The organism is Bradyrhizobium sp. 61 (assembly GCF_023073075.1).
GTDB classification, from domain to species: domain Bacteria; phylum Pseudomonadota; class Alphaproteobacteria; order Rhizobiales; family Xanthobacteraceae; genus Bradyrhizobium; species Bradyrhizobium barranii.
The window spans coordinates 162,606-189,604 of record NZ_JADPIU010000008.1; the positions used below are offsets into that span (position 1 = coordinate 162,606).

Below are 26,999 nucleotides of genomic sequence, written 5' to 3' on the forward strand. Positions count from 1 at the left end.
ATTCCGGGGCATTGTGCCTCAATCCAGCGTACGGCGGAAGCGCGTCACCGCGATGGTCATGGCGACCAGCATCAGGATCGCCAGCGCCAGCGCGTCGAAGTGCAAATTCTGCATGGTCGCGCCCTTCAGCATGATGGCGCGGACGATCCGCAAGTAGTGGGTCAGCGGCAGGCATTCACCGAGATATTGCGCCCAGACCGGCATGCCGGCGAACGGGAACATGAATCCGGAGAGCAGAATGCTCGGCAGGAAGAACATCATGGCCATCTGCATGGCCTGGAGCTGGTTCTGCACCACCGTCGAGATGGTGTAGCCAATCGACAGATTGGTAGCGATGAACAAGGTCGACAGCAGCGCGAGCAGGAACAGATTGCCGAGCAAGGGTACGCCGAACAAGCCGACACCGATGCCGATGATGAGGAAGGCCTGAAGGAAGCCAACCAGCACATAAGGAACGATCTTGCCGAACATCACCTCGACCGGCTTGATCGGCATCGACAGCAGGCTCTCCATGGTACCGCGCTCGACCTCGCGGGTGACCGAGAGCGCGGTGAAGATCAGCATGGTCATGGTGAGGATGGTGCCGACGAGGCCCGGCACGATATTGAGGCTGGACGACGCGGCCGGATTGTAGCGTGCATGCGCGCGGATCTCGAACGGCATCTCGGGCGGATTGCCGATATAGAGATCGTGCGCAAGCGCGGTCTGCACGACCATGCCGAGCGAGCCGAGCGCAGCGGCGGCCGCCACCGGATCGGTGGCGTCGGCCGCAACCAGCAGCGCCGGCCTGTCGCCGCGCCGCACCGCCCGCTCGAAGCCGCGCGGGATCTCGACGCCGAACAGCACCTTGCCTGATTTCAGGAGGTTGTCGAAATCGTCGACGTCGTGCACCTCGTAGATGAAGCGGAAATAGGCGGTGTTCTCCAGCGCCTTCAACACCGAGCGGGCAAGATCCGAGTCCTCCTGGAGCAGCACCGCGCTCGGCAGATTGTGCGGCGTGGTGTTGATGGCATAGCCGAACAGCAGAAGCTGCATCACCGGCAGCATCACGATCATCGCGAACGACACACGGTCGCGCTTGAGTTGGATGAACTCCTTGACCAGCATCGCATAGGAGCGCTTCCAGAAGCCGAAGCGCTCGCGGATCTCGTGCGCGGGTGCGGGATGATCGGCGGCGCTCATTGGAAATTGTCCCTGGAACGGCTCATCAATTCGATGAACACATCTTCGAGCGAGGGCGATGATTTGTGCCAGTGCAGGCCGCTCTTCTCGCGCCACGGCGCGATGCTGGCCTCGAGCGCGGCGACGTCGCGCCCGGAAACGTGCAGCGAAGTGCCGAACGGTGCCACCATGTCCACGCCGGGCTTGCCGGTGAGCGCGGCCGTGAGCCCGTTGAGCTCCTCGCCCGTCACGGTGTAGGTCGTCAGGGCGGACTTCGCGATCACCTCCTCCACCGTGCCGTGCGCCAGCAGATGGCCGTAGGCGATGTAGGCGATCTCGTGGCAGCGCTCGGCCTCGTCCATGTAGTGGGTCGAGACCAGGACGGTGAGGCCGTCGGCCGCGAGCGCATGGATCTCGTTCCAGAAATCGCGCCGCGCCTTGGGATCGACGCCGGCGGTGGGCTCGTCCAGCAGCAGCAGTTTCGGACTGGGCAGCGTGCAGGCCCCGAGCGCGAGCCGCTGCTTCCAGCCGCCGGAGAGCTCGCCCGCGAGTTGCTCCTCGCGCCCCAACAGCCCGAGCCGCTTGATCATGTCGCGCGCAGCGCCGCGTGGATCGGCGAGGCCATAGAGCCGCGCGACGAATTCGAGATTCTCGCGCACCGAGAGGTCCTGGTACAGGCTGAAACGCTGGGTCATGTAGCCGACCTGGCGCTTGATCTTTTCGGCATCGCGCCGGATGTCGTAGCCGAGGCAGGTGCCCTCGCCGCTGTCGGGCGTGAGCAGGCCGCAGAGGATGCGGATGGTGGTGGTCTTGCCCGAGCCGTTCGGCCCGAGGAAGCCGTAGATCGAGCCGCGCTTCACCTGCATCGACAGATCGTGCACGACCTCGCGGCCGCCAAACGATTTGGTCAGGCCCTTGACGTCGATCGCGATGCCGTTACCGCCGTTCATCGCTTGTCCGCCACCGGCGTTTTTGGATGGAGATAGACGTCGATCGGCTGTCCGACCCGCAGGGCATCGGGCCGCGAGGGCCGCGCCTGGATCAAATAGACCAGCTTGTTGCGCTCATCGAGGCTGTAGATGACAGGCGGAGTGTATTCGGCCGAGGTCGCGATGAAATAGATCTTTGCGGTGAGATCCGCCGCGCAATTGTCGCAAGAGATGCGCACCGTGTCGCCGATCGCAAGTTTCGGCAACTCGGTCTCGGGCACGAAGAAGCGCAGCTTCATATTGCCGGGCGGCATGATCGAGAGCACCGGCCGCTGCGCCGCCACCATTTCGCCCTCGCGGAAGTAGATCTGCTGGATGGTGCCGGCAACGGGCGCAAAGCCCCTGCGCCGCGCCATTCGCGTCTCCGACGTCGCGACCCGCGCTTCGGCGACACGCAAGGACGACACCGCGGAATCGAGATTGGCCTGCGTACCGGAGCCGGTCTTGTTCAGCGAGGCCGCGCGATCATAGGTCTGCTGCGCATTGGCCAGTGTCGCCTTGTTCTGGTTGAGGTCGGCAAGCTGGAGATCGTCGTCGACGGAATAGAGGGCATCGCCGACCTTCACCTCGTCGCCCTCGCGGACATTGAGCTTCGTCACCCGGCCCGCTTCGTCCGGGCTGACGAAGATCATGTCGGCCTCGACCCAACCCTGAAATCCGGGATCGCGCTTGTCCTTGCAACCGGCAAGCGTGGTTGCGAGCACCAGAACCGCAATCGAACAGAGGCGCGGCAGATATCCCTGTCGACCCCTCACCCTGAGGAGCCGCGAAGCGGCGTCTCGAAGGGCGAGGAGCCACAGCCGGGCCTGCATCCTTCGAGACGCGCGTTCCGCGCTCCTCAGGATGAGGTGAGAGATGGTTTGCGACGACCTCATGTCGTCCTCCGTTCGCCAAAAATCAGATCGAGATGGACGCGCAGCATGTCCTGGGCGTCGAGCGGCGCGTGCCGCGCAAACAGGCTCTGCCAGATCACCGCGATCATCGCGGGTGCGACCAGGATCTGCGGATAGCGCGCGAGGTTCTTCTCGCGGATCTCGCCGCGGGCAATGCCGAGCTCGATCAGCGCGCGCATGCCGGCGATCCCGCGCGAGACGACCTCGCGATAGTAGAAATCGGCGACGGACGGAAAGCGCGGCCCTTCCGCCACGATCAATCGCACGAGATCGCCGCGCCTTGTGCCGATGACCTCCTTGAGGAAGTTACCGGCAAAGGCCTCGACGAGATCGCGCACCGAGCCCGTCGGCGGCGGCAGCGCATTCAGCTTGGCCACGACCGGCACGATCACCGTGCGCACCAGCTCCTCGAACATCGATTCCTTGTCCTTGAAGTGCAGGTAGATCGTGCCCTTGGCCACGCCCGCCCGCTTGGCGATGTCGTCGAGCCGCGTCGCGGCAAAGCCGCGCGCAATGAACTCCTCCATCGCCGCTTCCACGATGGCCGACCGACGCTCGGCCGCACGCGTGGCACGGTTCGAAGCGGGCGCAGCGTCGGCGGGCGCACGGCCCTTCGCATCGGCGCGAGCTGCGGTTGGCGTGGCTGCTTTGCTTGGCTTCTTGGTCATTCTCCATTTATGACTGACCGGTCAGTCATAGTCAAGACAGCGATCCAGCCCTACGCAAACCAACAAATTAGCATTGACTAATGCATTAGCGTTTGCTAATTGAATGCTCATGATCGAAGCCGCTCCAAATCCCGTCACATCCGTGATGCGCGCCCTCGCCGATCCGACCCGTCGTGCCGTGTTCGAGCGCGTGTTCGAGAGCAAGGAGATCAGCGTCGCCGAGCTCACCCGCGGCAGCGGCGTGACGCAGGGCGCGATCTCGCAGCATTTGAAGTCGCTGAAGCAGGCCGGCCTCGTCGCCGAGCGCGCCGAGGGCCGCAACGTCTATTACCGCGCCGCGCCGCAAGGACTCGAGCCGCTGGTCACCTGGATGGACCATTACGGCGTGTTCTGGCGCGAGCGCTTCCAGAATCTGCGTGACCTCTTGAAGGAGATCGATCCGTGAGTGCAGCCGAGTTCAGAGCCGAAACAAAAGACATCGTCCAAGACATTGTTTTGGAGGAGGTCTTCCCTCACGCGCCCGAGACGATCTGGAAGACGTTGACCAGCGCCCAGTTGATCGCGCGCTGGCTGATGCCGCCGACCGGCTTCGAAGCCGTCGAAGGCAAGGCCTTCACCTTCCAGACAACGCCGGGCGGCAACTGGGACGGCGTCATCCATTGCCGCGTTCTCGAAGTGATACCGAACCGGCGCCTCGTCTATGCCTGGAAGGGCGGCGACGAACGCAACACCGGCTACGGCGCGCCGCTCGATACCGTCGTGACGTGGTCCCTCACCCCGGTCGAAGCCGGCACGCGGATCCGCCTGGTGCATGCGGGCTTCGTCATGCCGAGGAACGAGTCCGCCTACACGGTCATGAGCGGCGGCTGGAAGAAGGTCGTGCGTCAGCTCGACGAGATCAGTGGCGAGAAGTGAGTGGGAGATCTTTCGATGACCAAGCCTTTTACCGGCGGCTGCGCCTGCGGCGCGATCCGCTATTCGATTCTCGGTGAGCCGCTGTTCAGCAATCACTGCCAGTGCCGGGATTGCCAGCGCGAAAGCGGTAGCGGCCACGGCTCGTACATGACCTTCGCACGCGCCGGCGTCACGGTGACGGGCGAGGCGAAGCATTGGGACATGGTCGGCGACAGCGGCAACGTGAAGACGCGCGGTTTCTGCACGCAGTGCGGCTTGCCGGTCTACATGACCTTCGCCGCAATGCCCGACATCTTCACCATCCGCGCCGCAAGCCTCGACGAGCCCGCCCGCTACAAGCCGCAGGTGGTGACCTACGCAGCACGTGGACATGGCTGGGACCACCTCGATCCGGACCTGCCGAAATTCGAGACCATGCCGCCAGCGTGAGGCACTAGAGCCACTTCCGTTCCGATGGAAGTTCCGATGGAATCGGAACGGGGCTCTAGATTCTTGTCTTGACGCGTTTTCCTTACGCGAACCGGTATCCACTTCGCTCGAAAACGCTCTAGCCAAAGTCGAGCACCATGCGGCCGTCGATCTTGCCGGCCTTCATCCGGTCGAAGACGTTATTGATCTCCGCGAGCGGCACCTTGGCTACTTCGGCCTTGACCTTGCCGTCCGCGGCGAATGCGATGGCTTCGTCGAGATCCCTGCGGGTGCCGACGATGGAGCCACGCACGGTGATACGCTTGAGCACGACATCGAAGATCGGCGTCGGGAATTCGCCCGGCGGCAGGCCGACCAAGCTGACGGTGCCCTTGCGACGCACCATCTTCAGCGCCTGCGCGAACGCCGAGGTCGAGACCGCCGTCACCAGCACACCGTGGGCCCCGCCCCCGGTTGCTGCCACAACCTTGTCCACCGCATCGGCCTCCAGCGCGTTGACCGCGAGATCGGCGCCGGTCTCGCGTGCGAGCTTGAGCTTGTCCTCGGCGATGTCGACGGCCGCGACCTTGAACCCCATCGCCTTGGCGTACTGGATCGCGACATGGCCGAGCCCGCCGACGCCGGAGATCGCGACCCACTCGCCGGGCCGAGCGTCGGTCTCCTTCAATCCCTTGTAGGTGGTGACGCCGGCACACAGGATCGGCGCGACGGCGGCGAAATCGATCGTTGCCGGGAGCTTTGCGGCGAAGGCGGCCGAGGCGATGACATATTCGGCAAAGCCGCCGTTCACGCTGTAGCCGGTGTTGTGCTGGTGCTCGCACAGCGTTTCCCAGCCGGTCTCGCAATATTCGCAAGCCATGCACGCGTCGTGCAGCCAGGCGACGCCGACGGCATCGCCGACCTTCAGATTTTTCACACCTGGCCCGAGTGCAGCGACGGTTCCCGCCACCTCATGCCCGGGAATGAAGGGCGGAACCGGCTTCACCGGCCAGTCGCCGGAAGCTGCGTGCAGATCGGTGTGGCAGACGCCGCACGCTTTCACCTTGACCAAAACCTCGCCGAGACCGGGCTGCGGCACCGGCACGTCCTCGATCACCAGCGGCTTGCCGAATTGTTTGACGATGGCGGCTTTCATGGTCGGCATGTGTCTGCTCCATTGCAATACAGAGGGCAGACTAGCGATGCCGGGCGGCGCACCCTTGATTGGAGTCAAAGAACGCAAGTTTATCCGTCGCAGGAACCATCACGACACCGCGAAGACGAGGCTGCTTGAAGTACCGCTAGCTATGGAACTTCAGACTGTCGACGATCTTGTCGATCACCTTGCGCTCGGCGCGCATCGCGATGCCGACGAGATTGAGATCGGTGCGCTCAACCGCCCTCACCGCTTCGCGGTTGGCGGCATCGCGCGTGGTCTTGAACATGTCCTCGGTGTAAAGGGCCGCCGTCACATTGCGCGAGAGCGCACGGTCGAGCGCGCGTGACAGCGCGGCACCATCGGCACCGTAGATCAGGATCGGCTGGCCGATCAGCGCGTGGTACTTCGTGCCCGAACCGTCCTCATAGGGCTCGCCGATACAGTCCGGAAAGGCCGCGGCAATTCCGCTGGTGAGAAACGACGCGACGTTGAGCTTCTGCCAGGCCTGAAGATCGGTACGGATCACGACCGCGATCTTGGTGTCGAGCTGCATGCATACCTCGAACTGTCATTCCGGGGCGCGCCGAAGGCGCGAGCCCGGAATCCATCGGGCCACAGAGTCGGTGGACGAATGGATTCCCGGTTCGATGCTACGCATCGCCCCGGAATGACAGCAAGAGAAATTCAACCCTTGGCGTCGCAGGCCCAGGCGCGGATCACGCATTCCTTGCCGCCGTATTTGTAGCATTCGCGCGTGGCGGCGTTGAGCGAGGCCGATATCTTCGGCTTGACGGCATAGCCATACGCGCCGCACGGGTTGGCCATATCGACCGACATCGCCGCGCAGGCACGCTTCATGGTCACGGTCGTGCAGTCGCCCTTGCACTGCTTCTGTGCCGCTGCACGGGCCTCGCGCTCGGCGCCGTAATCGAAGGCTTGGCCATAGGCGCCGCACTTGCCGACCGCAAACGCACCGGCAGCATGCGCATCCGTGATATAGCGAGCGCCGGCGACACAAACCGACAGCGCAAAGAAAAACATCGCGCAACGGCGCGCGACGACATTCGAAGCCATGGAAAAACCCCTCCCCCCAAGGCAGGTGGAGAGGACTCTAGGCGGTGGACGTTTCCAGATGGTGAACGAGGGGTGAAATCGAACGAATGAGAGTGCCGTAGGATGGGCAAAGGCGCAAAGCGCCGTGCCCACCATCCATCCACACCATCATTCAAAATTGGTGGGCACGCTTCCGCCTTCGCTCTACGAGCTACGGAAAAGTCGCTTTGCCCACCCTACGGCACTATCCCCGCCGTGCCGCTTCCAGCGCCTGCGGCGTGTCGATGTCGAGGAAGGCGCTCTCGCCATCCACGGGCACTTCGGCCACCGCTTCGGTGTGCTTGGCGATCAGATGGCGCGCGCCGACGTCGCCGTCGAGCGTCATCAATTCCCTAAAGAAGCGGCGCGACCACAGCACGGGATTGCCCCGGCGCCCGTCACTGACGGGCACGACGATGAGGTTGCCGCGGTCCGGCGCAAAGCCGTCGATGAGACGGTCGATCAGGCCGGCATCGATCAGTGGCATGTCGCCCAAACAGACCACGGCGCCGTCGCAAGCCTCAGGCACGGCCGCGATGCCGGCCTTGACCGAGCTCGCGATGCCGCCGGCGAAATCCGGATTGCGGACGAACTTCACCTTCAAGCCTTGCAGCGCCTGCTCGACCAGCTCGGTCTGATGGCCGGTGACGACGATCACCTCGGAGGCCTTGGAGGCCAGCGCCTGCTCGGTCGCGATCCGCACCAGCTTCTTGCCGTCGAGCTCGGCGAGCAGCTTGTTCGGTCCGCCCATCCGGGTCGAGCGGCCAGCCGCGAGCACGATGGCCGCGACCTGGCTGTTGCCCTCAATCGCGGGTTCTGCGCGCGGCTGCGGCCGCGTGACGATCTCCATCAGGAGGCCGCCGACGCCCATGCCCATCAACTCGGAACGCGTCACCTTGATGCCGGCGAGCAGCCGCATCAGCACCCAGTCAAAACCGTTCTCGACCGGCGAGCGTGCGCAGCCCGGCGCGCCCAGCACCGGCACCCCGCCGGCCCGCGCGATCAGCAGCAAATTGCCGGGATCGACCGGCATACCGAAATGCTCGATCTCGCCGCCGATCCCGGTGACGGCCGCCGGAATCACGTCGCGGCGGTCGGCGATCGCGGACGCCCCGAACACGATCACGAGCTCGGCGCCAAGCCCGAGCAATTCCTTGATCGCGGCCGACAGCGCCCGTTCCTCATGTTGCACGCGCCGCTCGGCAATGATGCTGGCGCCAGCCGGCGCGAGCCGCTCGGCGGTGACGCGCAGCGTCTTGTCGATCACCTTCGACGAGAGGCCCGGCAGCAGCGTCGAGACCACGCCGACGCGCTTGATGACGTAGGGCGCGATCTTCAGCACGTCCCTGCCCGCCGCCTTCACCGCGGCATCGCGCAAATTGCCTTCGACGCCGAACGGGATGATCTTGACGGTGCCGACCATCTCGCCCTCGACCACCGGCTTGTAGGCGGAGAGCGTCGCAAAGGTGATGGCCTCGTCGATATTGTTGATGCGGTCGACCGCGGCGCGGTCGATCACCAGCACGCCCGGGCTTGCGGCGAACAAATTGGCGCGGCCGGTGAAGGCGCGCTCGACATGAATGCCCTCGCCGCCGACGGCCAGCGCGATGCTGGCGGCGGCGACATCCTCGGAGACGTCGCCCTCCTCCATGCGCACCACCACGACGTCCTTGATGCCAGCGCGCTCCAGCGCCTCGACCTCGGCCGGGCCGATCGTCGTGCCTTTCTTCAGCACCAGCGGACCCTGGCGCAGGGTGTGGACGGTCACCCCGCCGATCGCATCCTTGGGGCTCGCCGGTCCGAATTTCATGCCGCTTCTTCTTTTTCTTTTGGAGGCAGGCGCAGCACCGCCGTGATCTCGGCCATGATCGACACCGCGATCTCGGACGGCGAGACAGCGCCGATCGCCAGCCCGATGGGGGCGTGGATGCGCGCGATGTCGCTGTCCTTGGCGCCCTGCGCGCGCAGCCGGTCGCCGCGCTTGGCATGCGTCTTCCGTGAGCCGAGCGCGCCGATATAGAAGCAGTTGCGCTCAAAGGCGTGCAGCAGCGCGGGATCGTCGATCTTCGGATCGTGCGTCACCGCGACGAAAGCCGTGTAGGCATCGACATCGAGCGGCGGCAGCGCCGTGTCGGGCCATTCGGCGACCAGGGGAATGTCAGGGAAGCGCTCCGCGCTCGCAAACGCCGTGCGGGGATCGACCACGGTGACGTCGTAGCCGAGCGAGCGCGCCAGCGGCGCCAAGGCCTGGCTGATATGGACTGCGCCAACGATGACGAGCTTTGCGGTCGGCGCATAGACGTTGAGGAACAGCTTTTTGCCGCCGGCTTCGACACTGGCGCTCTTGCCCATGCGAAGCTGCTTGTCCAGCTCAGTGCGCAGCGGGTCGTTTGCAAAATCCGCAGCTTTCACCAGGCGCTGCTCGCCGCTCTCGGTGTCGGTCACCAAAATCGCCGGCCGGCGCGCGGCGCGCTCGGCATTGAGTTCGTGCAGGATTGCGAGCTTCACGGCTAGCCGACCTTCTCGACGAAGACGCGGATGGTGCCGCCGCAGGACAGCCCGACATTCCAGGCCGTCTCATCGGCAACGCCGAACTCCAGCATCCTGGGCTTGCCGCTCTGGATCACGTCCATAGCCTCGGTGACCACGGCGCCCTCGACGCAGCCGCCGGAGACCGACCCCAGAAACGTGCCCTCATCGTTGATGACGAGGCTCGAACCCGCCGGGCGCGGCGCCGAGCCCCAGGTCTCGACAACAGTGGCCAGCGCGACGCCCCGGCCGGCCTTCTGCCAATCCTCCGCCGCCTTCAGAATATCCTCGTCGCGATCGAGCATGGCTTAACCTCTCAAGCTGCGGAACGGATCAGGCTGCGGTGATGCGGCGGCAGCGGCCGGGAGAGCGTCGTGATCAGCTCCTGGATCGAACTCAAATTATGTACCGGGCGGAATTCGTCAACGTGCGGGAGCATCATTTTGATGCCCTGGGCCTTGGCCTCGAAGCCGCCGAACCGCAGAAGCGGGTTGAGCCAGATCAGCCGCCGGCAGGACCGGTGCAGCCGGTCCATCTCGAAGGCGAGCCTGGAATCGGCCTCCCGCTCCAGCCCGTCGGAGATCAGCAGCACGATGGCGCCCTGGCTCAGCACCCGCCGCGCCCACAATTTGTTGAAGTTGTGCAGCGAGGCCGAAATCCGGGTGCCGCCGGCCCAGTCCTCGACCGAGGCCGAGCAGCTCGCCAGCGCCTCATCAGGGTCGCGCTGGCGCAGCGCCCGGGTGACGTTGGTCAGCCGGGTGCCGAACAAGAACACCGAGACGCGCTTGCGGGCGTCGCCGATGGCGTGCAGGAAATGCAGGAACAGGCGGGTGTACTCGCTCATCGAGCCCGAGATATCGAGCAGCGCGACGATCGGCGCCGGCTTCTCGATGCGCCCGAGGCGATGGATGTCGATGATGTCACCGCCGGTGCGCAAGGACGCGCGCAGCGTGCGGCGCAAATCGAGACGAAGCCCGCGGGGATCCGGCCGGTGCCGGCGCGTCAGAAGCTCGGCCTGCGGCAACCGCATCCGCTCGACGGCGCGGAGTGCTTCGGTGATCTCAGCCGCGCTCATCTGCGCAAAATCCTTCTTCTGAAGGATCTCCTTGTCAGAGACCGACAGGCGCAAATCTTGCTCCTGGTGCTGCGGCGTCTCCGTCATCCGCGGCTGCGACATCGCCTCCTGCACGCGGCGGGAGCCGGCCTGCGGCTTCTTCTTGGCCTGCTCCGGCAACGGCACCGAATCCAGCATGTGCTTCCACTCTTCCGAGGCGCGGAAGAACAGGTTGAAGGCCTGCCTGAAGATCAGCGCATGCTCGTGGCGCTTGACGAAGATCGCCTCCAGCGTGGTGAAGACGTCGGCGCGGTTGCCGATGTCGATCACCTGGAGCGCGCTCATGGCATCGATGACGGCGCCCGGCCCGACCGGCATGCTGGCTGCACGCAACGCGCGGGCGAAGCCGACGATGTTGTCGGCGAACTGCTCGGTCTGGTCGGGCGCAAGGTGGTTGATGGCCATGGTCTCGTATCCATCCCCTCGTCATTCCGGGGCGCGCCACTTGGCGCGAGCCCGGAATCCATACTCCCGATCGTGGTTATGGATTCCGGGCTCGACGCTGCGCGTCGCCCCGGAATGACCGGAGTACTAGTGGCGCAAGATCAATTCTCGCTCGTCGCTTCCTTCAGCACCTTTTGCAGGGCGTCGCCCTGCATCCGGGTGATATCGTCCTGGTACTTGAGCAGCGCGCCCAGCGTGTCGCCAACCACTTGCGGGGTCAGCGAGCGGGCGTCGAGCTCCGACAGCGCGGTGGCCCAGTCGATGGTCTCGGCGACACCCGGCGACTTGTAGAAATCCTGGTTGCGCAGCGCCTGGACGAAACGCACGACCTGCTGCGACAGCTTGGCCGAGATGCCGGGCACGCGCGTCTTGACGATCGCGAGTTCGCGTTCGGCTTCGGGATAGTCGACCCAGTGATAGAGACAGCGCCGCTTCAGCGCATCGTGGATCTCGCGGGTGCGGTTGGAGGTGATGATGACGATCGGCGGATGCGGCGCCTTCACGGTGCCGAATTCGGGAATGGTCACCTGGAAGTCGCTGAGGATTTCGAGCAGGTATGCCTCGAACGCCTCGTCGGCGCGGTCGAGTTCGTCGATCAGCAGCACCGGCGGCCCGGCGACGTCGGGCTCCAGCGCCTGAAGCAACGGCCGCTTGATCATGTAGCGGTCGGCGAAGATGTCGGACGAGAGCTGATCGCGGTCGGTGTCGCCGGCGGCTTCCGCCATCCGGATCGCGATCATCTGCGCGGCGCTGTTCCACTCGTAGACGGCGGAGGAGACGTCGAGGCCCTCGTAGCACTGCAGGCGGATCAGCTTCCGCCCCAGCGCCGCCGAGAGCACCTTGGCGATCTCGGTCTTGCCGACGCCGGCTTCGCCCTCCAGGAACAGCGGCCGGCCCATACGCAGCGACAGATAGGTCACCGTCGCCAGCGACCGCTCCGCGAGATAACCGCGCGAAGTCAAGAGTTCGAGCATCGCATCGACCGATGCCGGCAGGGCCGTGAGAGTCATGAAAAAGCCAGTCTCGCTACGCCCTCACCGGGGACAAGTTTGGGCCGAGGCGTGAGGTTCACTCACTCCTTGGCGTTGGCGGCATCGAGGGCACGCCGCGTCAGCACCCCGATGAGATGCGCACGGTATTCGGCGCTGCCGTGGATGTCGCTGTTGAGGCCTTCCGCCGGCACCTCGATGCCATCGAGCGCCTTCGCGGCGAAGCGCTTCTTCAGGGCTTCCTCGAACGCGGTGACGCGGAACACGCCTTCGGAGCCGGCACCGGTGACGGCAACGCGCACGTCCGAAGGACGCCGCGCCACGAACACGCCGACCAGCGCATAACGCGAAGCCTGATTGCGGAACTTGATGTAGGCCGCCTTCTTCGGCAGCGGGAACATCACCTTGGTGATGATCTCGTCGGCTTCGAGCGCCGTCGTGAACAGGCCCTGGAAATACTCTTCCGCCTTGAGGCGGCGCTTGTTGGTGACGATGGTGGCGCCGAGCGCGAGCACCGCGGCCGGATAGTCCGCGGTCGGATCGTTGTTGGCGAGCGAGCCGCCGATCGTGCCCTTGTGGCGCACGGCCGGGTCGCCGATCTGGCTGGCAAGATTGGCCAGCGCTGGGATCGCCTCACCGACGATCGCGGAGCTTGCGACCTCGGCATGCCTGGCGGTGGCGCCGATCACGAGCGCGCGGCCCTTCATCTCGATCGTGTTGAGCCCCTCGATATGGGAGAGGTCGACCAGATGGGGCGGGCTCGCGAGACGCTGCTTCATGACGGGAATCAGCGTGTGGCCGCCGGCGATCACCTTGGCGTCCTCGTTCTTCACCAGGAGGTTGGCCGCCTGGCGAACGGTCCCAGGGCGATGGTATTTGAATTCGTACATCTGAATGTCCTGATCGCAGAATGCGCGCGCGGTTAGGCGAGATCGGATTTCGCCATCGCCTTGGCGCCGGCGGAGATCGAAGCGACGATGTTCTGGTAGCCGGTGCAACGGCAGAGATTGCCTTCCAGCTCCTCGCGGATGGTGTGGTCGTCGAGCTCGTGGCCCTTGCGATGGACGATGTCGATCGCGGTCATGATCATGCCCGGCGTGCAGAAGCCGCACTGCAGGCCATGGTGCTCGCGGAAGGCCTCCTGCATCGGATGCAGCGGAGCGCCGTCGGCGGCCAGTCCCTCGATCGTCTTGACCTCGTGGCCGTCGGCCATCACGGCCAGCGTGGTGCAGGACTTCACGGCCTTGCCGTCGAGATGCACGACACAGGCGCCGCACTGCGAGGTGTCGCAGCCGACATGGGTGCCGGTCAGGCGCAGATTCTCGCGCAGGAACTGCACCAGAAGCGTGCGGGGATCGACGTTGGCCGTGACAGGATTGCCGTTCACGATGAGGGAGATTTTTGCCATAAGCACTCTCTATCAGCGCCCCGACGGGTCCCGTCGAAGCGGTTCTTATAATTATTCCAACCCATCATATGGGCCATTATGCCCCGGGGCAACATCGCCCCGGACGCAAGGCGCCATGCCGAAAGGCGATAGCCTTCAGCCCTGTACCGCTAGCCCTGTACCGCTTTGGCGAAGTTCGCGAAAAATTCGTCGGCCAGCTTCTTGGCGGCGCCGTTGATGAGGCGCTGGCCGAGCTGCGCCAACTTGCCGCCGATCTGCGCCTCGACCTCGTAGGCGAGCAGCGTACCGCCGTCCTTCTCCGCGAGCTTGACCACGGCGCCGCCCTTGGCGAAGCCGGCCACCCCACCCTCGCCTTCGCCAGAGATCTTGTAGCCGTTCGGCGGGTCGAGATCACTCAGTGTCACCTTGCCCTTGAAGCGCGCCGACACCGGCCCGACCTTCATTTTCGCCGTCGCGCGAAAGCCGCCGTCGTCGGTCTTCTCCAGCTCCTCGCAGCCGGGGATGCAGGCCTTCAGCACCTCGGGATTGTTGAGCTTCTCCCACACGGCCTCGCGCGGCGCCGCAAGCTGGACTTCGCCGTTCATCGTCATGGCCATGGGGTACCTCCCGGATGCTTCGCTATAATGTGCTCAAGTAACGCACGGAGGCCGCAAAGGAAAGGGCAGCCCCCGGCCACGTGCAATGCATATTCGCAACTGCAAAAAGCTTTCCGCCGATGGTTTGGGATTGGCAGAGCCGGGGCATGGTGATTAGGTCCCGCGCAACATGAGCACAGCCCTCTCCCCCCTGCTCGCGCCGATGCTGTCGAGCGCAGCCATGCGCGCGGTCTGCGACGACCGGTCGACCCTCCAGAACATGCTCGATTTCGAGGCAGCCCTGGCACGCTCCGAGGCCGCCACGGATGTGATTCCCGCATCCGCGGTCGGCCCGATCGAAGCCGCGTGCAAGGCTGATAGCTTTGACATGGCCGCCCTGGGCGAGGCCGCGACGCGATCCGGCAATCTCGCGATTCCCCTGGTCAAGGCGCTCACGGCCAATGTCGGCAAGGCCGATGCGGAGGCCGCGCGCTACGTGCATTGGGGTGCGACGAGCCAGGATGTCATCGACACCGCGACCATGCTCACGCTTCGCGCCGGCATCGATGCGCTCGATGCCGATCTCAGCCGCGCCATCAAGGGCTTTGCCGCCCTGGCACGGAGCCATCGCAACACGGCCATGGTGGCGCGGACCTGGCTCCAGCACGCCCTGCCGATGCCGTTCGGGCTCAAGGCCGCGGAATACGCATCAAGCCTCGCCCGCGCCCGCTGCCGCCTGCGGCGGCTCTCCCGCGAGGGTCTTGCGCTGCAATTCGGCGGCGCGGCCGGCACGCTCGCGGCCCTCGGCGACAAGGGGCTCGTCGTTGCAGAGCGATTGGCGCAGGAGCTCAACCTGCCGCTGCCGGAAGCGCCCTGGCACACCCATCGCGACCGGATCGCGGAAGCCGCATCATGCTTTGCGATTCTCGCCGGAAGCTGCGGCAAGATCGCGCGCGACGTCTCGCTGATGATGCAGACCGATGTTGGCGAAGCGTTCGAGCCTGCCGGCGAAGGCCGCGGTGGCTCCTCGACCATGCCGCACAAGCGCAACCCGGTCGCGGCCGCGAGCGCGCTGGGCTGCGCGACCATGGCGCCGCAGCTCGCCGCGACGATCTTTGCAGCCCAGGTGCAGGACCATGAGCGCAGCGCCGGCCCCTGGCACGCGGAATGGCCGACGCTGCCGCAATTGATGCTGGTCACCTCGGGCGCGCTCGCCGCCATCCTCGACATCGCCGAGGGCCTCGACGTCGATGCCGCGCGCATGCGCAGCAATCTCGATACGACGCATGGGCTCATCATGGCGGAAGCCGTTACGTTTGCGCTGGCCGACAAGATCGGCAAGAGCGATGCGCATCATCTGATCGAGGCCGCGAGCAAGCGCGCGGTCGCCGAAAAGAAGCATTTGCGCGAGGTTCTCGCGGCCGATTCGCAGGTCACCGCGCATCTGCCGCCGGAAAAAATTGCGGCATTGTTCGAGCCGATGGCCTATCAAGGGGCTTCCCAAGCCCTGATCGACCGGCTGCTCGACAGCCTCGAGCGAGATTAATTGTTTGAGCATGATCTTTTTCGGAAAACCGCCCCACACTTTTCCGGATCGTGCTCCAGAACGGAGACGCCCAGCATGCCCATGATCGATGCCGACGGTTGCCTGATCAACGTCTCCGTCGAGGGCCGCGACGGCGGGCCGACCCTGATGCTGTCCAATTCGCTCGGCTGCACGTTGCAGATGTGGGAGCCCCAGATGAAGGCGTTGACGCAGGTGTTCCGCGTCATCCGCTACGACCGCCGCGGCCACGGCAAGTCCAACGTTCCGCCCGCCCCCTACACGATGGAGCGCTTCGGCCGCGACGTGCTGGCGATCCTCGACGACCTCAACATCGAGAAGGTGCATTGGTGCGGCCTCTCGATGGGCGGCATGGTCGGGCAGTGGCTAGGGGCCAATGCGCCGGAGCGGTTCGGCAAGCTCATCCTCGCCAACACCTCCTGCTACTACGCCGAGCCGACCAAATGGCTGGAGCGCATCGACGCGGTGAAGAAGGGCGGCATCGCCGTGGTGGCCGATGCCGTCATCGCGGGCTGGCTGACGCAGGATTTCCGCGAGCGCGAGCCGCAGATCACGGCGAAGATGAAGTCGATGCTGCTCGCCTCCCCCATCGAAGGCTATCTCGCCTGCTGCGAGGCGCTGTCGACGCTCGACCAGCGCGAGATGCTCGCCAAGATCAAGAGCCCGACACTGGTGATCGCCGGCCGCCACGACATGGCGACGCCGATCTCGGCGGGTGAATTGATCCGCTCCAACATTCCCGGCGCAAGCATGACCATCATCGACGCCGCGCACATTTCCAATGTCGAGCAGCCGCACGCGTTCACCGACGCGGTGGTGGGCTTCTTGACGCAGCGCTAACCACGGCCGTCATTGCGAGGAGCGTAGCGACGAAGCAATCCAGACTATCGCCGCGGAGTGATACTGGATTGCTTCGCTACGCTCGCAATGACGGAGAGGAGGAAAAAAACATGGACGACCAGAAGCGCCGCGATGCCGGCATGAATGTGCGCCGAAAAGTGCTCGGCAATGCCTGGGTCGACAAGTCGATCGCGGGCCGCAACGCCTTCAACACCGACTTCCAGGACATGATCACGCGCTACGCCTGGGGCGAGATCTGGACGCGGCCGCATTTCGACGAGCGCACGCGGCGCGTGCTCGTGATCGGCACCATGGTCGCGCTGGGGCAATGGGACGAATTCCGCCTGCATGTGCGCGCGGCGCTCGCCGAGGGCGGCTTCACCCCCGACGACATCAAGGAAATCCTGCTTCAGCAGGCAATCTATTGTGGCGTGCCGGCGGCGAACCACGCCGTCAAGGAAGCCTCAGCCATTGTGCAGGAGCTCGGCCTGCTCAAGAGCTAGCGGCGCGGCGGTCTCGACGGTCTCCCGAACGTCCTTGGGCGCCGGCGCGGGCCGCTCGATCACCACCACGATGGCAGCGCCGAGCAGCAGCAGGAGCTCGGTGGCATGCAGCCGGAGCGCGGCCATCTCGCCGACCTTCGAGGCCATCAACATGCTCGTAAACGAAATGAGGCTGCCGATCGCAAGCGCAATGCCGAGCGCCTCGTCGCTGCCGCCATTCTTGCGGACGCGGGGAATGCACAGAAGCGCAAGATAGATGGCAAAGAACGCCACCACCGTCAGCCGGCCCAGCGCCAGCAGCCAGGCGGCACGCACCGTGCTCATCCCCGCCATCTGAAGATGGTCGCTGAGGAACAGCGCCACCGCGACACTCGGCCGCTCGTAGAGGCCGTGCACCGGTGCCACCATGATGTTGAAGGCCACAAGCGTCCAGGCCGGGATGAAATAGGCCGCCAGCAGGGCGCCGTTGACCGAACCGATCCGCCAATTCCTGAACATGCCGCTTCCCGCTTCGCTCGCTGCGCGCCTTCCATGGGAAGGCTTTGCCGGGGAGCTAACTCGCATCAGACCATGGCGGCAATTTAAACCCTTTGTTTACCTTAACCGGCCCGCCGGGCGTCGCGCCCACGGAAAAAGGCCCCGCCTCCGGGCGGGGCCCTCTTCACGTCTAGGCTCCGAAACTACTTGTCCTGACCGTGCTGGCCGCCCTGTTGCTGGCCGGGCTTCTCGCCCTGGCGCTGCGGATCCTGCTGCTGCTGTCCGGGTTTCTGCCCGCCACCCTGCTGCTGCCCGGGTTTCTGAGTCTGCTGGCCCGGATTCTGATCTTGCTGCTTCGACATTTGGGGGAACTCCCTAGTTGGACCTCAGAGGAGAGACAACGGCCGGGATTCAGTTTGGTTGCTTTGCGGAACCCGGTTCCTCGCACCTGCGGAACCGAAATGACATCCGTAGCGAAATGACCTCTGTACAAGCCTTTGTGTCGAGGCATGGCCAGTTGCAGCCACCAGTTCCCTCCTGTTACAAAACGGGAAGAATGCTTAGGGGCTGCCGGGGCCCGAGAAGAAACTCAATCACACTTTCTCTCGAAGAGCTCCCTTTGAGCCGCGTCAGGTTTGGTAACGGCAGCCCATGGATTATTTCGCCCAGCAGCTCATCAACGGTCTCGTTCTGGGCTCGATCTACGGCCTGATCGCCATCGGCTATACGATGGTCTACGGCATCGTCGGCATGATCAATTTCGCCCATGGCGATGTCTTCATGATCGGCGGCTTCATCGCCCTGATCACCTTCCTGATCCTGATCTCGCTCGGCCTGACCGCGATCCCGGTGATCCTGCTGGTGGTGCTGCTGGTGTCGATGGCGATCACCGCGCTCTATGGCTGGACCATCGAACGCATCGCCTACCGGCCCCTGCGCCATTCCTTCCGCCTCGCCCCGATGCTGTCGGCGATCGGCATGTCCTTCGTGCTGACCAATTACTCGCAGGTCGCGCAGGGCGCCCGCGTCAAGCCGATTCCACCCTTCATCACCGGCGGCTATACGCTGCACGAAAGCGCGGACGGCTTTGTGATCCAGCTCTCCAACATCCAGATCATGGTGGTTCTCACCACCATCGTGCTGCTTGGGATCTTCACCTGGCTGGTCTCGCGCACCCGGCTCGGCCGCGACATGCGGGCCTGCGAGCAGGACCAGACCATGGCGGCGCTGCTCGGCGTCAACGTCGACCGCACCATCTCCATGACCTTCGTGATCGGCGCCGCACTCGCCGCGGTCGCGGGCCTGATGTACCTGCTCTATTACGGCCTGGTGGATTTCTTCATGGGCTTCGTCGCCGGCATCAAGGCGTTCACCGCGGCGGTGCTCGGCGGCATCGGCTCGCTGCCTGGCGCCATGCTGGGCGGTCTCGCGATCGGCCTGATCGAGACGTTCTGGTCGGCCTATTTCTCGGTCGAGTACAAGGACGTCGCGGCGTTCTCGATCCTGATCGTCGTGCTGATCTTCATGCCGACCGGCCTGCTTGGCCGTCCCGAAGTCGAAAAAGTCTGACGGTCGCCGCGTGACAATTCTCTCGAGCAACACGACCAAACCTGCAACGGACATCCCCGCTCTGCTGAAGACGGCCTTCGTCAACGCCCTGATCGCGCTGGTGCTGTTCTCGCTGATGGTCGGCGTCCGCACCGAAGCGGGTTCCGACGGCCAGCTCACCTATTGGACCCGCTTCGGCGAGGTCGCCTCCCTCGTTGCCGCCGTGTTCGGCGGCTCGATCGTGCTCGGGCTGTTGCGACAGTGGATCGGTTCCAGCGGCACCGACAAGCTGGTGCCGCCGGCTATACGCAGCGGCATGTCGTTTCTGGGCCGTTACTTGGCGCCCGCACTTCTGATCTTCACGGTGCTTGTGCCGGTGATCTTCTATGATCAGCGCTATATCCTCGACCTCGCGATCCTCGTGCTCACCTATGTCATGCTCGGCTGGGGGCTGAACGTCGTGGTCGGCCTCGCCGGCCTGCTCGACCTCGGCTACGTCGCCTTCTATGCGGTCGGCGCCTATTCCTACGCGCTGCTCGCCACCAATTTCGGCTGGTCGTTCTGGGTCTGCCTGCCGCTCGCCGGCATCCTCGCCGCGTTCTGGGGCGTGCTGCTCGGCTTCCCCGTGCTGCGCCTGCGCGGCGACTACCTCGCCATCGTGACGCTCGCCTTCGGCGAGATCATCCGCCTCGTCATCATCAACTGGCAGAGCCTCACCGGCGGCCCTAACGGCGTCTCCAGCATTCCCCGCCCCTCGTTCTTCGGCATCCCGCTGGACAACAGCGACAACGGGCTCGCCGCCAGGCTCGGCATCGAATATTCGCCGACCCAGCGCATCGTCTTCCTGTTCTACGTGATCCTGGCGCTTGCGCTGCTCACCAACTGGGTGACGATCCGGCTGCGCCGTCTGCCGATCGGCCGCGCCTGGGAGGCCTTGCGCGAGGACGAGGTCGCCTGCCGCGCGCTCGGCATCAACACCACGACCACCAAGCTCACGGCGTTCGCGACCGGCGCCATGTTCGGCGGCTTTGCCGGTGCGTTCTTCGCGACGCGCCAGGGCTTCATCAGCCCGGAATCCTTCACCTTCCAGGAATCGGCGCTGGTGCTCGCCATCGTCGTGCTCGGCGGCATGGGCTCGCAGCTCGGCGTCGCGCTCGCCGCCCTCGCCATGATCGGCGGCTTCGAGCTGTTCCGCAGCCTCGAGACCTACCGCATGCTGGTGTTCGGCATGGCCATGGTGCTGATCATGATCTGGCGGCCGCGCGGCCTGATCGGCCATCGCGCGCCGACCGTGTATCTGACCAAGGCGCAGGCGATCTCCTCCGACCTCGTCAAGGAAGGGCACGGATGAGCGGCGACAAGATTAGCGACAAGATTCTTGGCGTCGACCGGCTGACCATGCGCTTCGGCGGCATCGTCGCCGTGCAGGACCTGTCGTTTGCGGCCGAACGGAAGAAGATCACCGCGCTGATCGGACCGAACGGCGCCGGCAAGACCACCGTGTTCAACTGCATCACCGGCTTCTACAAGCCGAGCGGCGGCGCCATTCGCCTCACCCATGACGACGGCAAGGTGATTGCGCTGGAGCGGCTCAACGATTTCCGCATCGCCAAGCAGGCCAAGGTGGCGCGCACCTTCCAGAACATCCGCCTGTTTCCCGGTATGACCGCGCTGGAAAACCTGATGGTGGCGCAGCACAACGCGTTGATGCGCGCCTCCGGCTTCACCTTTCTCGGCCTCATCGGCGCGCCCGGCTACCGCGACGCCGAAAAGCGCGCGATCGACCTCGCCACCGACTGGCTGAAGCGGGTCAATCTGCTCGACCGCGCCGACGATGCCGCCGGCAATTTCGCCTATGGCGACCAGCGCAGGCTCGAGATTGCGCGCGCGATGTGCACCGAGCCCGCGCTTTTGTGCCTGGACGAGCCCGCCGCGGGTCTCAACGCGCGCGAGAGCGCCGCCCTGAGCGAGCTCCTGCTCTCGATCCGCAACGAGCTCGGCACCTCGATCCTGCTGATCGAGCACGACATGTCGGTCGTGATGGAGATCTCCGACCACATCGTGGTGATGGACCATGGCGTCAAGATCGCGGAAGGCTCTCCGCGCGAGATCCGCGACGATCCCAAGGTGATCGCCGCCTATCTCGGCACCGACGAGGAAGAGGCCGTCGCCGTGATGGAGAGCGGGTCGTGACGTCGGCGTCCACTCCCCTGCTCTCGATCCGGGGCCTTCGCGCCGCCTACGGCAAGATCGAGGCGCTGAAGGGCGTCGATGTCGAGATCAGCGCCGGCGAGATCGTCGCGCTGATCGGCGCCAACGGCGCCGGCAAGTCGACGCTGATGATGACGATCTTCGGCAAGCCGCGCGCCCGCGCCGGCCAGATCCTGTACGAAGGCCGTGACATCACCGACGTTCCCACCCATGAGATCGCCCATTTGCGCATCGCGCAATCGCCGGAAGGCCGCCGCATCTTCCCGCGCATGAGCGTGGCGGAAAACCTCCAGATGGGGGCGGACGCCACCGGATGCACCGACGCCGAACGCGAGGCCACGCTGCAACGCGTGTTCACGCTGTTCCCACGGCTGAAGGAGCGCTACGCCCAGCGCGGCGGAACGCTGTCCGGCGGCGAGCAGCAGATGCTGGCAATCGGCCGCGCCCTGATGAGCCGCCCCCGCCTGCTTCTGCTCGACGAGCCCTCGCTCGGGCTGGCGCCGCTGATCGCGCGCCAGATTTTCGATGCGATCCGCACCCTGAACCGCCAGGACGGCCTGACGGTCCTGATCGTCGAGCAGAACGCCAACCATGCGCTGAAGCTCGCCCATCGCGGTTACGTCATGGTCAACGGCCTGATCACGCTGGCCGGGACCGGCGCCGAGTTGTTGCAGCGCCCCGAGATTCGCGCCGCCTACCTGGAAGGCGGCCGGCACGGCTGAGGTTGCCCGACGGCGGAGCCCGTGCGGCCTAATGTGGCGAGATATCTCCGCCAATGCCCGTATTTTGCCGGTGACTTCTCCCGAGATTCATTCGAGAATGGCGCCGGTTTGGACCGGGCGTATCCGGCAACTTCCACAGGCGACCACCCGCGAGGTATCTCATGAAATCACTGAAGCTCATCGGTCTGGCATTCGGCGCGTCGATCGCGCTATCGAGCGCGGCGTTCGCGCAGGATGTCACCGTCGCAGTCGCAGGCCCGATGACCGGCGGAGAATCCGCCTTCGGCCGCCAGATGAAGAACGGCGCCGAGATGGCCGTGGCTGACATCAACGCCGCCGGCGGCGTCAACGGCAAGAAGCTCGCGCTCAACGTCGAGGACGACGCCTGCGACCCGAAGCAGGCGCGCTCGATCGCCGAAAAGATCGCCGGCGCGAAAATCCCGTTCGTGGCCGGGCACTATTGCTCGTCGTCGTCGATCCCCGCCTCCGAAGCCTATGCCGACGGCAACGTGCTCCAGATTACCCCCGCCTCGACCAATCCGAAGTTCACCGATAGCGGACTCTGGAACGTGGCGCGCGTCTGCGGCCGTGACGACCAGCAGGGCCTGGTCGCGGCGCAGTACATCGCCAAGAACTACAAGGGCAAGAACATCGCGATCCTCAACGACAAGACCACCTACGGCAAGGGTCTCGCCGACGAGACCAAGAAGGCGCTCAACAAGGCCGGCATCACCGAGAAGATGTACGAGTCCTACAACAAGGGCGACAAGGACTTCAACGCGATCGTCTCGCGCCTGAAGCGCGACAACATCGACCTCGTCTATGTCGGCGGCTATCATCAGGAGAGCGGCCTGATCCTGCGCCAGATGCGTGACCAGGGCCTCAAGACGATCCTGATGGCCGGCGACGCGCTCGCCGACAAGGAGTACGCCTCCATCACCGGTCCGGCCGGCGAAGGCACGCTGTTCACCTTCGGCCCCGATCCGCGCAACAAGCCGACCGCGAAGAAGATCGTCGACGCCTTCAAGGCCAAGAACATCGACCCCGAGGGCTATACGCTCTACACCTACGCGGCGATGCAGGTCTGGTCGCAGGCGGCAAAGAAGGCCGGCACCACGGATGCCAAGAAGGTCATGGCGGCGATCAAGGCCGGCAAGTGGGACACCGTGATCGGCCCGATCGAGTATGACGCCAAGGGCGACATCAAGCAGCTCGACTATGTCGTCTACAAGTGGGACGCCAAGGGCGGCTACGCCGAGATCAAGGGCAACGGCACCTGAGACAGGATGCCTGACCTTTTAATCAGATCAATCCAACGCCCCGGTTCGCCGGGGCGTTTTCTTTCGCCGTGCGGTCACACGGCTGCGGAGAGTTCGCCGCCCGCCGCAGCCTGGGCCTTGTGGAGCGCTTGCAGGAGATCGTTCGGCCGAAATGGCTTTTGCAGGCATACCACGTCGGCCAGACCAGGCGCCTCGCCCATGAAATCCAGCGCGGTCATGCCGGAGACCGCGACGATCGGGAACCCGGGAACTCGCTCGCGAATGGCCGCCATGACGTCAACGCCGCTGGTGTCGGCCAGGAAAATATCGACGATCGCGGCATCGAAAGCGCCCTCGCTGAAGGCTTTCAGGCCCGCTGCGCCGCTCTCGGCTTCGACGACGTCAAAGCGGTTGACCCGAAGCACGATCGCGACCATGGCGCGGACCTCCTTCTGGTCGTCGACAACGAGAACACGGCGCATGGGAACAACTCCCGGATACGTATCATTATTTGGTTCAATTCACCGCAAGTGCCCGGCAAGGCAGTATGGGTCTGTCCCGGTAAATCACCTCTTACCAGCTACCTGTTCCAAGTCCCACCCCAAGTTAAATAAGCTGTAACCTTCGGTTGAGTCGCATGCGCTTTCTGTCAGGATGCGCGCCCGGAGCGGGCTACCATGCGGGTAGCGGCTTCCCGGCCGGAAGAGATTGACGTAGGAGGTCATCATGCCGGCTTACGAGAGATCGACGTGCTAGCGCCTAACGACCGAAGCACATTCCTGTCGACCTTGCCGGCTACGCGAAGCGATCGCAGGGCTGCGTTGGCGATCGTCGGCATCTCCGCGATCCTGTTCGCACTGGCGGTACCGTTTGCGGGCTTGCCGCTCGCACAGGTGCCGGCCTTCGTGGCGAGCTACCAGTCGGCGCTCGCGGTCAGCGACATCATCACCGCCGTTTTGCTGCTGTCGCAGTTCGCCGTGCTGCGCAGCCGCGCGCTGCTGCTGCTGTCGATCGGCTATCTGTTCACGGCGGGCGCCGCGGTGACCCACGCCCTCACCTTCCCCGGGCTGTTCGCCCCGGCCGGATTGTTCGGTGCAGGCTCACAGACCACCGTCTGGCTCTACATGATCTGGCACGCCGGTTTCCCGCTGTTCGTGCTGGCCTATGCCTGGCTCAAGGACGGCAACGGCGGCAACAGGGTTGCGGGCGCGACGGCTCCCGCGATCGCACTTTCCGTCGCCGGCGTGGTCGTCGCGTTGACCGTCTTCGCCTGGCTGGTGACTGCGCAGCACGGCCTGCTGCCGGTCCTGCTCAAGGACGGCCACTACACCCCCACCATGATCGGCGTGGTGTCGTTCGTGTGGTCCCTGAGCTTCGCGGCGCTGGTCACGCTGTGGTTTCGCAAGCCGCACACGGTGATCGACATCTGGCTCATGGTCACGATGTGCGCCTGGCTGTTCGACATCGCGCTGTCGGCGATCGTCAACGTCGCGCGTTTCGACCTCGGCTTCTATGCCGGCCGGCTCTACGGCCTCTTTGCGTCGAGTTTCGTGCTCGCGGTGCTGCTCATCGAGAACGTGCGGCTCCAGGCCAACACGGCAGGCATGGTCGGCGCGCTGCAGCGGCAGTCGAGCTCGGAGCGGAACTATTATGCCGAGCGCGAGCGGCTGTTCAGCGCCGTCGTCGAGTCCTCCAACGACGCCATCATCACGAAGTCGCTCGACGGCACCATCACGTCCTGGAACAAGGCGGCAGAGCACGTCTTCGGCTACTCCGCCAGCGAGGCGATCGGCCGCCAGGTCGATATCATCATGCCCGAGGGGCAGCGCGAGGAAGTCGCCGAAATGCTGGCCCGCACCCGCAACGGCGAGGTCATCGACCAGCACGAGACCGTGCGGCTGCACAAGAGTGGCCAGCCGATCGACGTCCTGCTGAGCCAGGTCCCGCTGCGATCGACCGACGGCAAGATCATCGGCGCCTCCAAGGTCGCCCGCGACATCACCGAGCGGAAGCGGGCGGAATCCGCTCTCAACCGCGAGATCGAGGAGCGCCAGCGCATCTTCGAGACCTCGCAGGACCTGATCCTCGTGACGGACGGTTACGGCAATTTCATCCAGATCAGCCCGAGCGTGAAGGACATCCTCGGGTACAAGCCGGAGGACATGATCGGGCACAGCGCCATCGAGTTCATTCACCCCGATGACCTCGACAACACCCGCAGCGAGATGCGCGCGGCGCGGCGTGGCGCGGTCAAGCGCAGCTTCGAGGCGCGCTACTACCACTACGACGGTCACGAGGTGACGCTGAACTGGATGGGGACCTGGTCGGAGCCGGTGAAGCGCCATTTCTTCATCGGCCGCGACCTCACCGAGAAGCAGGCCGCGGAAGCCCAGCTCAGGCAGGTCCAGAAAATGGACTCCATCGGCCAGCTGACCGGCGGCGTCGCCCACGATTTCAACAACGTGCTGACCGTCATCACCGGCACGATCGGCATCCTCGCGGATGCGGTGGCCGACCGTCCCGAGCTCGCCGCCATCACCAAGCTGATCGACGACGCCGCCGAGCGCGGCGCGCAACTAACCAAGCACCTGCTCGCCTTTGCCCGCAAGCAGCCGCTCCAGCCGCGCGAGATCGACGTCAATGCGTTGGCGCTCGAGGCCGCCAAGCTGCTGCACCCGACCCTCGGCGAGCAGATCACCATCATGCCGCAGCTCACCGAGGATGCCTGGCCGGCGCTGGTCGACCCGGGCCAGCTTTCCACCGCGATCCTCAATCTCGCGCTGAACGCGCGCGACGCCATGCCGGACGGCGGCACGCTGGTGCTGGAGACCCGCAACATCTTCCTCGACGACGGCTATGCCAGCATGAATCCCGACGTCGTCGCCGGCAGCTATGTGATGATCGCGGTCAGCGACACCGGCACCGGCATTCCGCCGGACCTGATGGAGCGGGTGTTCGACCCGTTCTTCACCACCAAGGAGGTCGGCAAGGGCACCGGGCTCGGGCTCAGCATGGTGTTCGGCTTCGTCAAGCAGTCCGGCGGACACATCAAGATCTACAGCGAGGAAGGCCACGGCACGAGCGTGAAGATCTACCTGCCGCGCTCGAGCGGCGTGCAGGAGAGCGAGTACGAGTCGCTCCAGAACGTGCCCATCGCCGGCGGCGACGAGAAGATCCTGATCGTCGAGGACGACGCGCTGGTACGGCAATATGTCGTGACCCAGATCAAGAGCCTCGGCTATGCCGCGCTCGAAGCCGCCAATGCGGCCGAAGCCCTCACCATCATCGATGCCGACAAGGGCATCGACCTGCTCTTCACCGACATTATCATGCCCGGCCACATGAACGGCCGCCAGCTCGCGGACGAGGCGGTACGGCGGCGTCCCGACCTGAAGACGCTGTTCACCTCGGGCTACACCGAGAACGCCATCGTCCATCACGGCCGGCTCGATTCCGGCGTGCTGCTGCTGGCCAAGCCCTATCGCAAATCCGAGCTTGCCAAGATGCTCAGGACCGCGCTGGCGAGTTGAG

30 protein-coding genes are annotated in these 26,999 nt (G+C 64.9%); 12 read left to right on the forward strand and 18 right to left on the reverse strand.

The features are described 5' to 3' along the window. Positions 1-18 precede the first annotated feature (18 nt). Genes IVB46_RS03535 through IVB46_RS03550 form a run of 4 tightly spaced genes read right to left on the reverse strand, consistent with a single transcriptional unit; the run spans position 19 to position 3,711 of the window. Entirely contained in the window at positions 19-1,182 is a 1,164-nt protein-coding gene (locus IVB46_RS03535; protein ID WP_247309420.1) for an ABC transporter permease, read from the reverse strand. Then, positions 1,179-2,111, reverse strand: a complete 933-nt coding sequence (locus tag IVB46_RS03540; protein WP_247309417.1) for an ABC transporter ATP-binding protein — start codon at positions 2,109-2,111, stop codon at positions 1,179-1,181. Before IVB46_RS03540 ends, IVB46_RS03535 begins: the two co-directional genes overlap by 4 nt. After that, the gene (locus IVB46_RS03545; protein ID WP_247309415.1) at positions 2,108-3,025 is read right to left on the reverse strand and encodes an efflux RND transporter periplasmic adaptor subunit; all 918 of its coding nucleotides are present in this window, start codon (positions 3,023-3,025) and stop codon (positions 2,108-2,110) included. Before IVB46_RS03545 ends, IVB46_RS03540 begins: the two co-directional genes overlap by 4 nt. Next, entirely contained in the window at positions 3,022-3,711 is a 690-nt protein-coding gene (locus tag IVB46_RS03550; RefSeq protein WP_247309413.1) for a TetR/AcrR family transcriptional regulator, read from the reverse strand. The genes IVB46_RS03545 and IVB46_RS03550 overlap by 4 nt, the downstream gene beginning before the upstream one ends. 109 nt (positions 3,712-3,820) lie before the next feature. Here IVB46_RS03550 and IVB46_RS03555 point away from each other — a divergent pair, with 109 nt between their 5' ends. From IVB46_RS03555 to IVB46_RS03565, 3 genes are read left to right on the forward strand one after another with little or no spacing between them, the layout of a single operon-like run. Next, positions 3,821-4,156, forward strand: a complete 336-nt coding sequence (locus IVB46_RS03555) for a metalloregulator ArsR/SmtB family transcription factor (protein WP_247309410.1) — start codon at positions 3,821-3,823, stop codon at positions 4,154-4,156. Then, positions 4,153-4,626 (forward strand): SRPBCC domain-containing protein, encoded by a 474-nt coding sequence (locus IVB46_RS03560; protein ID WP_247309408.1) that lies wholly within the window; start codon positions 4,153-4,155, stop codon positions 4,624-4,626. Before IVB46_RS03555 ends, IVB46_RS03560 begins: the two co-directional genes overlap by 4 nt. A 15-nt stretch (positions 4,627-4,641) precedes the next feature. Next, positions 4,642-5,055, forward strand: coding sequence for a GFA family protein (locus tag IVB46_RS03565; protein WP_247309406.1), 414 nt, complete (start codon positions 4,642-4,644; stop codon positions 5,053-5,055). 118 nt (positions 5,056-5,173) lie between these two features. Here the strand turns inward: IVB46_RS03565 and adhP are convergent, their stop codons facing one another. From adhP to IVB46_RS03620, 11 genes are all read right to left on the reverse strand, one after another. Then, the gene (gene adhP, locus IVB46_RS03570) at positions 5,174-6,199 is read right to left on the reverse strand and encodes an alcohol dehydrogenase AdhP (protein WP_247309404.1); all 1,026 of its coding nucleotides are present in this window, start codon (positions 6,197-6,199) and stop codon (positions 5,174-5,176) included. Positions 6,200-6,335: 136 nt separating this feature from the next. After that, positions 6,336-6,746 carry a DUF2000 family protein gene (locus IVB46_RS03575; RefSeq protein ID WP_247309401.1) on the reverse strand — a complete coding sequence of 137 codons (411 nt, stop codon included), beginning with the start codon at positions 6,744-6,746 and terminating at the stop codon, positions 6,336-6,338. Positions 6,747-6,877: 131 nt separating this feature from the next. Further along, positions 6,878-7,267 (reverse strand): DUF4189 domain-containing protein, encoded by a 390-nt coding sequence (locus IVB46_RS03580; RefSeq protein ID WP_028158473.1) that lies wholly within the window; start codon positions 7,265-7,267, stop codon positions 6,878-6,880. 223 nt (positions 7,268-7,490) lie between these two features. After that, on the reverse strand, positions 7,491-9,095 hold the full coding sequence (locus IVB46_RS03585; protein WP_247309399.1) for a molybdopterin-binding/glycosyltransferase family 2 protein: 1,605 nt from the start codon (positions 9,093-9,095) through the stop codon (positions 7,491-7,493). After that, positions 9,092-9,793, reverse strand: coding sequence for an XdhC family protein (locus IVB46_RS03590; RefSeq protein WP_247309397.1), 702 nt, complete (start codon positions 9,791-9,793; stop codon positions 9,092-9,094). The genes IVB46_RS03585 and IVB46_RS03590 overlap by 4 nt, the downstream gene beginning before the upstream one ends. Before the next feature lie 2 nt (positions 9,794-9,795). Continuing rightward, complete coding sequence (locus tag IVB46_RS03595) at positions 9,796-10,119, reverse strand: XdhC family protein (RefSeq protein WP_007602422.1); 324 nt, start codon at positions 10,117-10,119, stop codon at positions 9,796-9,798. An 11-nt stretch (positions 10,120-10,130) separates the two neighbouring features. Further along, on the reverse strand, positions 10,131-11,333 hold the full coding sequence (locus IVB46_RS03600; protein WP_071912469.1) for a VWA domain-containing protein: 1,203 nt from the start codon (positions 11,331-11,333) through the stop codon (positions 10,131-10,133). Positions 11,334-11,473: 140 nt separating this feature from the next. Beyond that, positions 11,474-12,382, reverse strand: a complete 909-nt coding sequence (locus IVB46_RS03605; RefSeq protein ID WP_028147443.1) for a MoxR family ATPase — start codon at positions 12,380-12,382, stop codon at positions 11,474-11,476. Positions 12,383-12,444: 62 nt separating this feature from the next. Beyond that, positions 12,445-13,251, reverse strand: a complete 807-nt coding sequence (locus tag IVB46_RS03610) for a xanthine dehydrogenase family protein subunit M (protein WP_014494195.1) — start codon at positions 13,249-13,251, stop codon at positions 12,445-12,447. Between the two features lie 32 nt (positions 13,252-13,283). Next, the gene (locus IVB46_RS03615; protein WP_014494194.1) at positions 13,284-13,769 is read right to left on the reverse strand and encodes a (2Fe-2S)-binding protein; all 486 of its coding nucleotides are present in this window, start codon (positions 13,767-13,769) and stop codon (positions 13,284-13,286) included. Positions 13,770-13,918: 149 nt separating this feature from the next. Continuing rightward, positions 13,919-14,365 carry a carbon monoxide dehydrogenase subunit G gene (locus IVB46_RS03620; protein ID WP_247309395.1) on the reverse strand — a complete coding sequence of 149 codons (447 nt, stop codon included), beginning with the start codon at positions 14,363-14,365 and terminating at the stop codon, positions 13,919-13,921. Between the two features lie 169 nt (positions 14,366-14,534). Between IVB46_RS03620 and IVB46_RS03625 the strand changes: the two genes are divergently transcribed. From IVB46_RS03625 to IVB46_RS03635, 3 genes are all read left to right on the forward strand, one after another. Further along, entirely contained in the window at positions 14,535-15,890 is a 1,356-nt protein-coding gene (locus IVB46_RS03625) for a 3-carboxy-cis,cis-muconate cycloisomerase (protein WP_247309393.1), read from the forward strand. 75 nt (positions 15,891-15,965) lie between these two features. Beyond that, positions 15,966-16,748 (forward strand): 3-oxoadipate enol-lactonase, encoded by a 783-nt coding sequence (gene pcaD, locus IVB46_RS03630; RefSeq protein ID WP_247309391.1) that lies wholly within the window; start codon positions 15,966-15,968, stop codon positions 16,746-16,748. Between the two features lie 110 nt (positions 16,749-16,858). Beyond that, positions 16,859-17,251, forward strand: coding sequence for a carboxymuconolactone decarboxylase family protein (locus tag IVB46_RS03635; RefSeq protein WP_039152041.1), 393 nt, complete (start codon positions 16,859-16,861; stop codon positions 17,249-17,251). On the opposite strand, the gene IVB46_RS03640 is transcribed toward IVB46_RS03635, so the two are convergent. Both IVB46_RS03640 and IVB46_RS03645 read right to left on the reverse strand, forming a co-directional pair. Then, positions 17,213-17,749, reverse strand: coding sequence for a hypothetical protein (locus tag IVB46_RS03640; RefSeq protein WP_166091451.1), 537 nt, complete (start codon positions 17,747-17,749; stop codon positions 17,213-17,215). The genes IVB46_RS03635 and IVB46_RS03640 overlap by 39 nt on opposite strands. A gap of 182 nt (positions 17,750-17,931) precedes the next feature. Then, entirely contained in the window at positions 17,932-18,090 is a 159-nt protein-coding gene (locus IVB46_RS03645) for a hypothetical protein (RefSeq protein WP_166091448.1), read from the reverse strand. A gap of 289 nt (positions 18,091-18,379) precedes the next feature. Here IVB46_RS03645 and IVB46_RS03650 point away from each other — a divergent pair, with 289 nt between their 5' ends. The 5 genes from IVB46_RS03650 to IVB46_RS03670 all read left to right on the forward strand — a co-directional run bounded on the left by IVB46_RS03650 (position 18,380) and on the right by IVB46_RS03670 (position 23,489). Further along, complete coding sequence (locus IVB46_RS03650) at positions 18,380-19,297, forward strand: branched-chain amino acid ABC transporter permease (RefSeq protein ID WP_028147449.1); 918 nt, start codon at positions 18,380-18,382, stop codon at positions 19,295-19,297. A gap of 10 nt (positions 19,298-19,307) precedes the next feature. Then, positions 19,308-20,627, forward strand: coding sequence for a high-affinity branched-chain amino acid ABC transporter permease LivM (livM, locus tag IVB46_RS03655; protein ID WP_346016110.1), 1,320 nt, complete (start codon positions 19,308-19,310; stop codon positions 20,625-20,627). After that, positions 20,624-21,469, forward strand: a complete 846-nt coding sequence (locus IVB46_RS03660) for an ATP-binding cassette domain-containing protein (RefSeq protein WP_063982403.1) — start codon at positions 20,624-20,626, stop codon at positions 21,467-21,469. Before livM ends, IVB46_RS03660 begins: the two co-directional genes overlap by 4 nt. Continuing rightward, positions 21,466-22,209 (forward strand): ABC transporter ATP-binding protein, encoded by a 744-nt coding sequence (locus IVB46_RS03665; RefSeq protein ID WP_247309389.1) that lies wholly within the window; start codon positions 21,466-21,468, stop codon positions 22,207-22,209. Before IVB46_RS03660 ends, IVB46_RS03665 begins: the two co-directional genes overlap by 4 nt. 161 nt (positions 22,210-22,370) lie before the next feature. Beyond that, the gene (locus IVB46_RS03670) at positions 22,371-23,489 is read left to right on the forward strand and encodes a branched-chain amino acid ABC transporter substrate-binding protein (protein ID WP_028147453.1); all 1,119 of its coding nucleotides are present in this window, start codon (positions 22,371-22,373) and stop codon (positions 23,487-23,489) included. A gap of 74 nt (positions 23,490-23,563) precedes the next feature. Here the strand turns inward: IVB46_RS03670 and IVB46_RS03675 are convergent, their stop codons facing one another. Next, positions 23,564-23,950 carry a response regulator gene (locus tag IVB46_RS03675; protein ID WP_071912455.1) on the reverse strand — a complete coding sequence of 129 codons (387 nt, stop codon included), beginning with the start codon at positions 23,948-23,950 and terminating at the stop codon, positions 23,564-23,566. A 195-nt stretch (positions 23,951-24,145) separates the two neighbouring features. Between IVB46_RS03675 and IVB46_RS03680 the strand changes: the two genes are divergently transcribed. Beyond that, positions 24,146-26,998, forward strand: a complete 2,853-nt coding sequence (locus tag IVB46_RS03680) for a PAS domain S-box protein (RefSeq protein WP_247309380.1) — start codon at positions 24,146-24,148, stop codon at positions 26,996-26,998. Position 26,999 lies beyond the last annotated feature (1 nt).

What these genes read in the sequence shown, in the direction of transcription:
- IVB46_RS03535 (WP_247309420.1), bottom strand. Translation starts at nt 1,182, where the DNA reads ATGAGCGCCGCCGATCATCCCGCACCCGCGCACGAGATCCGCGAGCGC.
- IVB46_RS03540 (WP_247309417.1), bottom strand. Translation starts at nt 2,111, where the DNA reads ATGAACGGCGGTAACGGCATCGCGATCGACGTCAAGGGCCTGACCAAA.
- IVB46_RS03545 (WP_247309415.1), bottom strand. Translation starts at nt 3,025, where the DNA reads ATGAGGTCGTCGCAAACCATCTCTCACCTCATCCTGAGGAGCGCGGAA.
- IVB46_RS03550 (WP_247309413.1), bottom strand. Translation starts at nt 3,711, where the DNA reads ATGACCAAGAAGCCAAGCAAAGCAGCCACGCCAACCGCAGCTCGCGCC.
- IVB46_RS03555 (WP_247309410.1), top strand. Translation starts at nt 3,821, where the DNA reads ATGATCGAAGCCGCTCCAAATCCCGTCACATCCGTGATGCGCGCCCTC.
- IVB46_RS03565 (WP_247309406.1), top strand. Translation starts at nt 4,642, where the DNA reads ATGACCAAGCCTTTTACCGGCGGCTGCGCCTGCGGCGCGATCCGCTAT.
- adhP (WP_247309404.1), bottom strand. Translation starts at nt 6,199, where the DNA reads ATGCCGACCATGAAAGCCGCCATCGTCAAACAATTCGGCAAGCCGCTG.
- IVB46_RS03575 (WP_247309401.1), bottom strand. Translation starts at nt 6,746, where the DNA reads ATGCAGCTCGACACCAAGATCGCGGTCGTGATCCGTACCGATCTTCAG.
- IVB46_RS03580 (WP_028158473.1), bottom strand. Translation starts at nt 7,267, where the DNA reads ATGGCTTCGAATGTCGTCGCGCGCCGTTGCGCGATGTTTTTCTTTGCG.
- IVB46_RS03585 (WP_247309399.1), bottom strand. Translation starts at nt 9,095, where the DNA reads ATGAAATTCGGACCGGCGAGCCCCAAGGATGCGATCGGCGGGGTGACC.
- IVB46_RS03595 (WP_007602422.1), bottom strand. Translation starts at nt 10,119, where the DNA reads ATGCTCGATCGCGACGAGGATATTCTGAAGGCGGCGGAGGATTGGCAG.
- IVB46_RS03600 (WP_071912469.1), bottom strand. Translation starts at nt 11,333, where the DNA reads ATGGCCATCAACCACCTTGCGCCCGACCAGACCGAGCAGTTCGCCGAC.
- IVB46_RS03605 (WP_028147443.1), bottom strand. Translation starts at nt 12,382, where the DNA reads ATGACTCTCACGGCCCTGCCGGCATCGGTCGATGCGATGCTCGAACTC.
- IVB46_RS03610 (WP_014494195.1), bottom strand. Translation starts at nt 13,251, where the DNA reads ATGTACGAATTCAAATACCATCGCCCTGGGACCGTTCGCCAGGCGGCC.
- IVB46_RS03615 (WP_014494194.1), bottom strand. Translation starts at nt 13,769, where the DNA reads ATGGCAAAAATCTCCCTCATCGTGAACGGCAATCCTGTCACGGCCAAC.
- IVB46_RS03620 (WP_247309395.1), bottom strand. Translation starts at nt 14,365, where the DNA reads ATGGCCATGACGATGAACGGCGAAGTCCAGCTTGCGGCGCCGCGCGAG.
- IVB46_RS03625 (WP_247309393.1), top strand. Translation starts at nt 14,535, where the DNA reads ATGAGCACAGCCCTCTCCCCCCTGCTCGCGCCGATGCTGTCGAGCGCA.
- pcaD (WP_247309391.1), top strand. Translation starts at nt 15,966, where the DNA reads ATGCCCATGATCGATGCCGACGGTTGCCTGATCAACGTCTCCGTCGAG.
- IVB46_RS03635 (WP_039152041.1), top strand. Translation starts at nt 16,859, where the DNA reads ATGGACGACCAGAAGCGCCGCGATGCCGGCATGAATGTGCGCCGAAAA.
- IVB46_RS03640 (WP_166091451.1), bottom strand. Translation starts at nt 17,749, where the DNA reads ATGTTCAGGAATTGGCGGATCGGTTCGGTCAACGGCGCCCTGCTGGCG.
- IVB46_RS03645 (WP_166091448.1), bottom strand. Translation starts at nt 18,090, where the DNA reads ATGTCGAAGCAGCAAGATCAGAATCCGGGCCAGCAGACTCAGAAACCC.
- IVB46_RS03650 (WP_028147449.1), top strand. Translation starts at nt 18,380, where the DNA reads ATGGATTATTTCGCCCAGCAGCTCATCAACGGTCTCGTTCTGGGCTCG.
- IVB46_RS03660 (WP_063982403.1), top strand. Translation starts at nt 20,624, where the DNA reads ATGAGCGGCGACAAGATTAGCGACAAGATTCTTGGCGTCGACCGGCTG.
- IVB46_RS03670 (WP_028147453.1), top strand. Translation starts at nt 22,371, where the DNA reads ATGAAATCACTGAAGCTCATCGGTCTGGCATTCGGCGCGTCGATCGCG.
- IVB46_RS03675 (WP_071912455.1), bottom strand. Translation starts at nt 23,950, where the DNA reads ATGCGCCGTGTTCTCGTTGTCGACGACCAGAAGGAGGTCCGCGCCATG.
- IVB46_RS03680 (WP_247309380.1), top strand. Translation starts at nt 24,146, where the DNA reads ATGCGGGTAGCGGCTTCCCGGCCGGAAGAGATTGACGTAGGAGGTCAT.